This window comes from Micromonospora sp. MP36 (assembly GCF_008119785.1).
Taxonomy (GTDB): Bacteria; Actinomycetota; Actinomycetes; order Mycobacteriales; family Micromonosporaceae; genus Micromonospora.
In genome coordinates, this window is record NZ_VSFA01000005.1 from 196,891 (window position 1) to 207,003 (window position 10,113).

General features: G+C 74.8%; 9 protein-coding genes. All 9 read left to right on the forward strand.

What is annotated here, in order from left to right; genetic code table 11:
• The first annotated feature begins 85 nt into the window (after window positions 1–85).
• Entirely contained in the window at window positions 86–2,920 is a 2,835-nt protein-coding gene (locus FXF52_RS08490; RefSeq protein ID WP_148795127.1) for a Na+/H+ antiporter subunit A, read from the forward strand.
• On the forward strand, window positions 2,917–3,399 hold the full coding sequence (locus FXF52_RS08495; protein WP_148795129.1) for a Na(+)/H(+) antiporter subunit C: 483 nt from the start codon (window positions 2,917–2,919) through the stop codon (window positions 3,397–3,399). Before FXF52_RS08490 ends, FXF52_RS08495 begins: the two co-directional genes overlap by 4 nt.
• A complete protein-coding gene (locus tag FXF52_RS08500; protein ID WP_148795131.1) occupies window positions 3,396–4,904 on the forward strand; it encodes a Na+/H+ antiporter subunit D in 1,509 nt (502 codons plus the stop codon). The genes FXF52_RS08495 and FXF52_RS08500 overlap by 4 nt, the downstream gene beginning before the upstream one ends.
• Entirely contained in the window at window positions 4,901–5,551 is a 651-nt protein-coding gene (locus FXF52_RS08505; protein ID WP_148795133.1) for a Na+/H+ antiporter subunit E, read from the forward strand. The genes FXF52_RS08500 and FXF52_RS08505 overlap by 4 nt, the downstream gene beginning before the upstream one ends.
• Window positions 5,548–5,811 carry a monovalent cation/H+ antiporter complex subunit F gene (locus FXF52_RS08510; RefSeq protein WP_148795135.1) on the forward strand — a complete coding sequence of 88 codons (264 nt, stop codon included), beginning with the start codon at window positions 5,548–5,550 and terminating at the stop codon, window positions 5,809–5,811. Before FXF52_RS08505 ends, FXF52_RS08510 begins: the two co-directional genes overlap by 4 nt.
• Entirely contained in the window at window positions 5,811–6,140 is a 330-nt protein-coding gene (gene mnhG / locus FXF52_RS08515) for a monovalent cation/H(+) antiporter subunit G (protein ID WP_148795137.1), read from the forward strand. The genes FXF52_RS08510 and mnhG overlap by 1 nt, the downstream gene beginning before the upstream one ends.
• A 192-nt stretch (window positions 6,141–6,332) precedes the next feature.
• Window positions 6,333–7,688, forward strand: a complete 1,356-nt coding sequence (locus FXF52_RS08520; protein ID WP_148795139.1) for a hemolysin family protein — start codon at window positions 6,333–6,335, stop codon at window positions 7,686–7,688.
• A gap of 67 nt (window positions 7,689–7,755) precedes the next feature.
• Window positions 7,756–8,820 (forward strand): hemolysin family protein, encoded by a 1,065-nt coding sequence (locus FXF52_RS08525; RefSeq protein WP_148795141.1) that lies wholly within the window; start codon window positions 7,756–7,758, stop codon window positions 8,818–8,820.
• 307 nt (window positions 8,821–9,127) lie between these two features.
• Window positions 9,128–10,113 (forward strand): sporulation protein (locus FXF52_RS08530; RefSeq protein ID WP_148795143.1); only part of this gene is annotated, 986 nt, incomplete at its 3' end.

Below are 10,113 nucleotides of genomic sequence, written 5' to 3' on the forward strand. Positions count from 1 at the left end.
CCGCCCGAGTGGGTGCTGCTGTGACGTCTGATCGGTCGTGGCCGCAGCGTGCCGACGCGCGCTGCCACCTCGACCTGGAGTGCGCGTGCTCGTCCTGCTCATCCTGCACCTGCTGGCGGCACTGCTCGCGCCGCTGCTGGTGCGGTGGTGGGGTCCGCGCGCCTGCTATCCCCTCGCCCTCGCCCCGGCCGCCGCCTTCGGCTGGGCCGTCGCGCACACCGGGGCGATCCGCGACGGCGGCGCGGTGGTCGAGACGTACCCATGGATCGCGGAGCTGCAGCTCGACGTGGCGCTGCGGGTCACCACCCTGTCCTGGCTGATGCTGCTGCTGGTCGGCGGCGTCGGCGCGCTGGTGCTGATCTACTCCGCCCGCTACTTCCACGCCGGCTCGGCGGGGCTGGCCCGGTTCGCCGCCGTCATGGTCGCCTTCGCCGGGGCGATGGTCGGCCTGGTCGTCTCCGACGACCTGCTGCTGCTCTACGTCTTCTGGGAACTCACCACGGTCTTCTCCTACCTGCTGATCGGGCACAGCACCGAGCGGCGGTCCAGCCGCTGGGCGGCCGCCCAGGCGCTGATCGTCACCACGCTGGGCGGACTGGCCATGCTGGTCGGCTTCCTGCTGCTCGGCCGGCACGCCGGCGGCTACCGCTGGTCCCTGATCACGTCCGTGCCGCTGCCCGGCGGCGGGTACCTCGTCACGGCCGTGCTGCTCATCCTCGTCGGGGCGCTCGCCAAGTCCGCCGTGTTCCCGTTCAGCTCCTGGCTGCCGGTGGCCATGGCGGCACCCACGCCGGTCAGCGCGTACCTGCACGCGGCGGCGATGGTGAAGGCCGGAGTGTTCCTGATCGCGCTGCTCGGCCCGGCGCTCGCCCCGACCGGCCCGTGGCGGCCGGTCACCGTGGTCGCCGGGCTGGTCACGTTGGTCGCCGGAGGCTGGGCGGCGTTGCGGCAGGACGACCTCAAGCTGCTGCTGGCGTACGGGACGGTCAGCCAGCTCGGCCTGCTCACCGTGGTGCTCGGCGCGGGCACCCCCGAGGCGGCGCTGGCCGGCACGGCGATGCTGCTGGCGCACGCGCTGTTCAAGGCGGGACTGTTCCTCGTCGTGGGCATCCTCGACCACAGCGCGGGCGGCCGGGACCTGCGCGAACTGTCGGGGGTGGGACGCAGCGCGCCGCTGCTCGCCGGGATCGCCGCGCTGGCCGCCGCCTCGATGGCCGGCGTGCCGCCGCTGCTCGGCTTCGTCGCCAAGGAGGCCGTCCTCACCGCGTTCACCGGCCAGCCGCTGGTGCTCGCCGGGCTGGTCGCGGGCAGCGCGCTGACCGCCGCGTACAGCATCCGCTTCCTGTGGGGGGCCTTCGCCGCCCGACCCGGCGTCCCGGACACCGAGCTGGAGCGGCCCCCCGCCGCGATGCTCGTACCGCCGGCCCTGCTCGCCGTGGCCGGGCTCGCCGCCGGGCCGGCGGCCGGCGGGGTCGGCGCGCTGCTCCACCCGTACGCCGCGCGCTTCGGCCCGGCGGAGGAGCACCTGGCGCTCTGGCACGGACCGACCGTCGCGCTGGGCCTCTCCGCCGTCGCCATCGGCGGCGGGGTGGTGCTGCACCTGGTCCGCGGCCGGCTGGCGCCCGCGCTGGCCCGGCTGCGCTTCCCGGTCGGCGGCAACCAGGGGTACGAGTGGATCACCCACCGGTTCGACCGGCTCGCCATCGAGGTCACCAGCGCCACCCAGCGCGGCTCGCTGCCGCAGTACCTCGGCACCGTGCTGCTCGCCCTGGTGCTGGTGCCCGGCACGGCGATGCTGGTCACCCGGCCCTGGCGGAACGACGTCGTCGGCTGGGCCAACCCCGTCCAGCTCGTGGTCTGCGCGGTGATCGCGGTGGCGGCGGTGCTCGCGGTCGGTGCCCGGCGGCGGCTCACCGCCATGCTGCTGGTCGGCGTCACCGGCTACGGCACGGCGATGATGTTCGTCCTCTACGGCGCCCCCGACCTGGCGCTCACCCAGTTCCTGGTGGAGACGGCCACCATCGCGGTGTTCGTGCTGGTGTTGCGGCGGCTGCCGGAACGCTTCTCGGCCCGCCCGCTGCGGCGCAGCCGCTGGGTACGCCGGGGGATCGGGGCGGCCGCCGGGCTGGTGATGGCAGGCCTCGCCCTCGCCGCCGCCGGGGCTCGGCGGGCACCGTCGATCTCGCTGGCCTTCCCGCACCTGGCGGTCACCGAGGGCCACGGCCGCAACGTGGTCAACGTGACCCTGGTGGACATCCGGGCCTGGGACACCATGGGCGAGATCTCGGTGCTGGTGGTGACCGCGACGGGGGTGGCCAGCCTGATCTTCGAGCGGTCCCGCACCGGGCCCCGGCCGCGCCGCCCCCGCCCGTCCGCGCCCCGGCGGGACCGGCGCACCGTCTGGCTGCGCGGCGGGGCCACCCTGCACGAGCGCCGTCGGTCGATCGTCTTCGAGGTGGTCACCCGGCTGATCTTCCACACCGTGGTGCTGTTCTCCCTGTTCCTGCTCTTCTCCGGGCACAACGCCCCCGGCGGCGGCTTCGCGGGCGGGCTGGTCGCCAGCCTCGCGCTGGCCCTCCGCTACCTGGCCGGCGGCCGGTACGAGCTGGCCGAGGCCGCCCCGATCGGGGCCGGCACCGTGCTCGGCGCCGGACTGGCCGTGTCGGTCGGCGGCGGCGTGCTCTCGCTGCTGGTCACCGGCGCCGTGCTGCACAGCGTCAAGGTGAACCTCTGGCTCCCCGTGGTCGGCCACTGCCACCTGGTCACGTCGCTCTTCTTCGACATCGGCGTCTACCTGATCGTGGTCGGCCTGGTGCTGGACATCCTGCGCAGCCTCGGCGCCGAGGTGGACCGGCACATCGAGGCCGCCGGCGAATCCACCCCCGGGCTGGCCGTCCAGCGGGACGGGGAGCGGCCATGAGGGACGCCGGGGCGGGGCCGACCCTGGTGCTGGTGGTCGCCGTCGGAGTGCTCGTCGCGACCGGCGTCACGCTGCTGCTGGAGCGGAGCCTGACCCGGATCCTGCTCGGCGTCATCCTGCTCGGCAACGGGGTGAACCTGCTGATCCTGCTCGGCGGCCGGCCCGGCGGCCCGCCCCTGATCGGCGCCGGGCCGACCGGACGGATGAGCGACGCCCTGCCGCAGGCCATGGTGCTCACCGCCGTGGTGATCACGTTCGGGCTGACCGCGTTCCTGCTTGCCGTCGCCTACCGGAGCTGGTACCTCAGCGGCGACGACGAGGTGCAGGACGACCTAGAGGACCGGCAGATCGTCCGGCTCGCCGAGCGCGACGAGGTGTCCACCGCGGACCTCGGCGGCGAGGGGCCGAACAATGACCCGGAGCAGGTGGACCCGGGGCCGGCGCTGCGCCGGCTGCGCCGCCGCGGGGAAGAGTCGTGACGTCCGCCCTGGTGCCGCTGCCGGTGGTGGTGCCGCTGCTCGGCGCCGCGCTCACCCTGATCCTGGCCAACCGGCCCCGCTGGCAGCGGACCGTCAGCGTGCTCGGCCTCGTCACCACCCTGGCGGTCGCCGTGGTGCTGCTCGTCGCGGCATACCGGCACGGGCCGGTGGTGGTCCGGGTCGGCGACTGGCCCCCGCCGGTCGGCATCGTGCTGGTCGCCGACCAGTTGGCCGCGCTGATGCTGGTGGTCTCCTCGGCGGTGACCCTCTGCGTGCTGCTCTACTCGATCGGCCAGGGGCGCGGGGAGACCACCGAGGCCGCCCCGGTGAACATCTACCACCCCACCTACCTGGTGCTGACCGCCGGCGTGACCAACGCGTTCCTCGCCGGGGACCTGTTCAACCTCTTCGTCGGCTTCGAGATCCTGCTGGCCGCCAGCTTCGTGCTGATCACCCTCGGCAGCACGGAGACGCGCATCCGGACCGGCGCGACGTACGTGGTGGTCAGCATCCTCTCCTCGATGATCTTCCTGGCCGCCGTGGGACTGGTGTACGCGGCCACGGGCACCGTCAACATGGCCCAGCTCGCCGGGCGGCTGGACGCCCTGCCGGCCGGCGTACGCCTGGCGTTGCAGCTGATCCTGCTGCTCGCGTTCGGCATCAAGGCGGCGGTCTTCCCGCTCTCCGCCTGGCTGCCGGACAGCTACCCGACCGCGCCGGCCCCGGTGACCGCGGTCTTCGCCGGCCTGCTCACCAAGGTCGGCGTGTACGCGATCATCCGCACCGAGACCCTGCTCTTCCCCGGCGGTCAGGTCTCCGGCCTGCTCATGGTGGTGGCCGGGCTGACCATGGTGGTCGGCATCCTCGGCGCGGTCGCCCAGTCCGACATGAAGCGGCTCTTCTCCTTCACCCTGCTCAGCCACATCGGCTACATGATCTACGGGGTGGGGCTGACCACCGTCGCCGGACTCACCGGGGCGATCTTCTACGTGGTGCACCACATCACCATCCAGACCACCCTCTTCCTGGTCGCTGGCCTGGTCGAGGAGCGGGCCGGCAGCACCGACCTGCGCCGGCTGGGCGGGCTGGCCCGGGTCGCCCCGCTGCTCGGCGTGCTCTTCTTCGTCCCGGCGATGAACCTGGCCGGCATCCCGCCGTTCTCCGGCTTCCTCGGCAAGCTCGGCCTGCTCCAGGCCGGCGTGGCGGCCGGCGGGGTGCTGCCCGGGGTGCTGGTCGCCGCGGGGACGGTGACCAGCCTGCTCACCCTCTACGCCGCGTCCCGGGTGTGGAACATCGCGTTCTGGCGGGCGCCCCGGCTGGCCCCCTCCACCCCGGCCGTCCGGCTGCCCGCGCTGATGGTCGGCGCCACCGCCGCCCTGGTGGCGCTCGGCGTGGCGCTCACCCTGGCCGCCGGGCCGCTGTTCCGGGTCACCGCGGACGCCGCCGGCGACCTGCGGCAACGCACCCCGTACGTCCGCGCCGTGCTGCCGGCGGGCGCCCCGTGACCGGCGACCCGCCCCCCGGTCCCCGAGACCGCGACGGGCGCCCGGCGGAGCGCCCGCCGCCGGGCGACCAGGGCCCCGCAGCGCCGGCCATCGGGCGCGGCGGGCGGCGCCGCGACCAGGCCGTCGCGCTCGGCTGGCTGGCGGCGATCTGGCTGCTGCTCTGGGGGGATCTCTCCTGGGACAACCTGCTCGGCGGGATCCTCGTCGGCGCGGCCGTGCTGGTGTTCTTCCCGCTCCCGCCGGTCACCTTCGGCGGTCGGCTCCGGCCCGGCGCGCTGCTGGTCCTCGCGATCACCTTCGTCGGCGAGCTGGTCAGCGCCAGCGTGCACGTCGCCGCCATCGCGGTCCGCCCCGGCTACCGGCCGCGCGGCGCGATCATCGCGGTGCCGCTGCGGATCCGCACCGACCTCAACCTGGCGCTCACCGCCGAGCTGATCTCCCTGGTCCCGGGCACCCTGATCCTCGAGGTGGACCGCGACCACGGCGTCCTCTACGTGCACGTCCTCGACGTCCGCGGCCCCGAGGACCTGACCGGCAGCCGGGAGCGCGTCCTCGCCGTCGAGCGGCGCGTCGTCCGCGCGGTCGGCTCCCCCCAGGAAGTACGCCAGCTCACCGTCGAACCCGTCGACAGGAGGACCAGTCCGTGATCACCTTCCTCGCCGTCGCGCTGACCGTGCTGATCTCGGTCACCGCGCTGCTCGCCCTGGCCCGCATCTACCGCGGACCGTCGCTGCTCGACCGGGTCGTCGCCGCCGACCTGCTGCTCTCCACCATGCTGGCCGCGGTGGCCGTGGAGGCGGCGATCAACCGGCACGCCACCACGCTGCCCGTCCTGGTGGTGCTCTCCCTGCTCGGCTTCGTCGGGTCGGTCTCCCTGGTCCGGTTCGCCGTCCGCGAGGTGGCCTGATGGCTGCCGTCGCCGACTGGCTCGGCGCCGCCTTCCTGCTGGCCGGGGCGCTGCTCGGGCTGGCCGCCGGGATCGGCGTGCTGCGCTTCCCCGACGTGCTCGACCGGATGCACGCCGCCACCAAACCGCAGGTCCTCGGCGTGCTGCTGCTGCTCGCCGGGGTGGCGCTGCGCCTGCGTACGCCGGCCGACCTGGGGACGATCGGACTGGTCGCGGTCTTCCAACTGGCCACCGCGCCGGTCGCCGCACAGATGATCGGACGGGCCGCGTACCGGTCGGGCCGGGTCGACCCGGCCCTGCTCGACGCCGACGAGCTGGCCGGCCGGTGAACCGGACGCGACGACCCTGGCCGGCCGGTGAACCGGACGCCGGGGAGCTTCCCGGCACCCTCAGCGGACGTACAGCCAGCGCCGATAAAATGGCCGCATGATCGACTCCTCTGCCCAGGAGGGCAGCAGTAGCCAGCCGGGTCATGCCCGGCAATCCCCAGTCCCGACGGCCCCGGGAGCCCTGAGCGTCCCGTGCTGATCCTCGTCGGACTCGTTCTCATCATCGTGCTCACCGCCGCCACCGGTTACTTCGTGGCCCAGGAGTTCGGCTACGTCGCCGTGGACCGGGGCAAGCTCAAGCAGCTCGCCGACGGCGGCGACCAAGCCGCCGCCCGGGCCCTGGAGGTGACCGGACGGCTGTCGTTCATGCTGTCCGGCGCCCAGCTCGGTATCACCGTGACCGCCCTGCTGGTCGGTTACGCCGCCGAGCCGTACCTGGGCGCCGGGCTGGCCGACCTGCTCGGCGTCGCCGGCCTCTCCACGCCGGTCGCGCTGCCGCTGTCGGTGGCGCTCGCCCTGATCATCGCCACCGTGGTGCAGATGGTCCTCGGTGAGCTCGCCCCGAAGAACCTGGCCATCGCCCGAGCCGAGCCGCTCGCCCGGGCCCTGGCCCGGTCCACCCTGATCTACCTCAAGCTGGCCGGACCGGTCATCACGCTCTTCGACCGGGCCGCCGTACGACTGCTGCGCCGGGTCGGCATCGAGCCGATCGAGGAGCTGCCCAGCGGCGCCACCCCGGAGGACCTGGAGCAGATCATCGCCGAGTCCCGGGAGGAGGGGCACCTCGACGCCGCGATGTCCGACCTGCTCGACCGGGGCCTCGACTTCCGCGAGCTGACCGCCGGGGAGGCCATGGTTCCCCGGGTCGACGTGCACACCGTACGGGCCGACGAGCCGGTCAGCCGGGTCGTCGAGCTGCTGGACACCGGCCACTCCCGGTTCCCGGTCCGGGGCGCCGAGGGCGTCGACGACCTGGTCGGCGTGGTCGGCATCGCCGACGTGCTGGGGGTGCCGCCGGCCGAGCGGGCCACCACCCGGGTCGAGGCGGTGGCCACACCCCCGCTGCTGGTGCCGGAGACGCTGCCGTTGCCGACGGTGCTGGACCGGCTCCGGGTCGGGCACCGGCAGCTCGCCTGCGTGGTCGACGAGTACGGCGGCTTCGCCGGCGTGATCACGCTGGAGGACATCGCCGAGGAGTTGGTCGGGCCGATCCGCGACGAGGACGACCCGCCGGAGCGGGCCCCGGCGCGGCAGGACGACGGCTCCTGGGTGGTGCCCGCCCGCTGGCGGATCGACGAGGTCGCCGACAGCACCGGCATCGCGCTGCCCGAGGCACCCGAGTACGACACGCTCTCCGGGCTGGTCATGCGGGAGCTGGGCCGGGTGCCCGAGGTCGGCGACCGGCTGGAGATCAGCCTCGCCGTCGACGGCGAGCTGCCCGACGTCGAGCCTCGCGCCCTGGTCGAGGTGCTGGCCGTGGACCGGCACGTCGCCGACTCCGTCCGGCTCCGGATGGCCGTCGCCGAGCGCGGGGAGGAGGCGGCATGAGCGAGCGGAGCGAGCGAACCGTGGGGTTCGGTGCTCATGGCGACGCCGAGCGCGGGGAGGTGGCGGCATGACCCCGGGGTTCGCGCTGTTCTTCTCCGTGGTGCTGCTGGCGCTCAACGGCTTCTTCGTGGCCGCCGAGTTCGCCCTGGTCGCGGCCAAGCGCTACCGCTTGGAGCAGATGGCGGCCGGCGGCGGCCGGGCGGCCCGCGCGGCGCTGGACGGCGTCCGCGAGCTGAGCCTGATGCTGGCCGGCGCCCAGCTCGGCATCACCCTGTGCACCCTGGGTCTGGGTGCCCTCGCCGAACCCGCGATCGAGCGCCTGATCAGCCCGCTGTTGCACGCGGTGGGGCTGCCGCTGGCGGCCAGCCACCTGGTGGCGCTGCTCTTCGCGCTCGCCCTGGTGACCTTCCTGCACCTGGTGGTCGGCGAGATGGCCCCGAAGTCGTGGGCGATCACCGACGCGGAGCGCTCGGCCACGCTGCTGGCGCTGCCGTTCCGGGCCTTCGCGCGGGTGGCCCGCCCGGTGCTCTCCGCGCTGAACGCGCTGGCCAACGCGGTCCTGCGGCTGGTCGGCGTACGCCAGCAGGACCAGCTCGCCCAGGTGCACGGCCCGGACGAGCTGCGCATCCTGCTGGAGCAGTCCCGCGAGCACGGGCTGCTCGGCGCCGAGCAGCACCAGATGCTGACCAGCATGCTGGAGCTGCAGGGCACCACGGTGGCGCAGGTGATGGAGCCGTTCGACCGGATCGTCACGGTACGCCGGGAGGACACCGCCGAGCGGATCGAGCACGTCTCCCGGGACAGCGGCCGGTCGCGGCTGGCCGTGGTCGACGCCGGGGGCGAGGTGTGCGGCCTCGTGCACGTCCGCGAGGCGGTCCGGGCGGTCACCACGGGCCGGCCGGCGACCGCCGGTGAGCTGATGACCCCGGCGTTCACGCTGCCTGCCGGGGCGTCGGTCACCGAGGCGGTGGCGGCCATGCGGGGCCGGCAGGCCCAGTTGGCGCTGGTCCGCAACGGTGGCGGCCCGACCCGGCCGCTCGGCTTCGTCGCCTTGGAGGACCTGCTGGAGGAGGTCATCGGCGAGTTCGACGACGAAACCGACCCGGTGCCCCGGGGTCGCCGCCTACGCTGACGGTCCCGTCCCACCCCGTCCGGCCGCCGGGTCCCTCGGACCCGGCGGCCGACCCGTCTCCGGACCCCCGCGGCTCCACATCGCCGAAGTGGCGGTGTCTGGCCGCCCGGACACCCCCACGTCGCCGATCTGGCGAGGGACCCGGACGGGCGGGGGACCCGGCCAGCGAGGCCCGGGCGGCGCGGGCCCGGGCGGGCGGGGGACCCGGCCAGCGAGGCCCGGGCGGCGCGGGCCCGGGCGGCGCGGCCCGGGCTGGCAAGGTTGGTCAGGCAGGAGTGCCCGCCCGGCGAGCGGGAATGCCGGCGGCATGCGGCTGACCGGGGTGTCGTCGGAGTCCGTCTGGACCGGGCTCTCGGTGAGCACCACCGTGACCAACCCCAGCACCCGACCGGGGCTGCGGCTACCCGGCCGGGTGACCCTCACCGCCGGGGGCGAGGACTTGCCGGTCCGGCACGTCCGGCTCGGGCTGGTCGCCCAGCTCGAACCGGAGGACCCGGACGCGCCGCGCCGGTTGGTGCAGTACCACCAGATGCCGGTCGCCGGCCGGTTCGTGGTGCCGGCCGGGCGGCGGCGGGCGGTGGACTTCGCCTTCCCGCTGCCCTGGGAGAGCCCGGTGACCATGTTCGGCGGGGTCCCGCTGATGAGCCTGCGCACCGGGCTGCGTACCGAGGTGTCCGTCGATCCGGACCTGGACCAGGGCGCCATGGTGCCGGTCTTCATCCACCCGCTCCCCGTCCAGCAGGGCGTCCTGTCCGCGCTGGACACCCTCGGGTTCGTGATGCGGCAGGCGGGCCTACAGCACGGCCGGCTGCCCGGCGTGGAGCAGACCCTGCCGTTCTACGAGCGGCTGGGCTACTGGGCGGCGCCGCTGTACGCCGGCCCGATCACCGAGCTGGAAGTGATCTTCGTGACCAACGCGGCGGGGCTGGAGGTGCTGCTCTGGATGGACCGGCGGCTCTCCCTGGCCGGAGTCACCCACCAGAGCATCAGCCGGTTCCGGGTCTGGCACGCCGGGGCCGGGCAACGGGACTGGGTGGCCACCGTGGACGGCTGGCTGCGGCACGCGATCGACCGGCACGCCGCGGCCGCCGCGCACGCCGACTGGTCCGCCATGATCCGGGAGTCCGCGCACGTCAGCCGCCACCCGGACGAGCCGGTCCAGCCGGGCTTCGGCCTGCAGGGCACGGCCGGCGGGGGCGGCGGCATCGGCGGGGGGGGGGGGGGAGGGGGCCCCGCCCCCCCCCCGCCCCGGGCGGGGGCGGCCGGCGGCCGCGCCCAGGAGGCGAGGGGGGG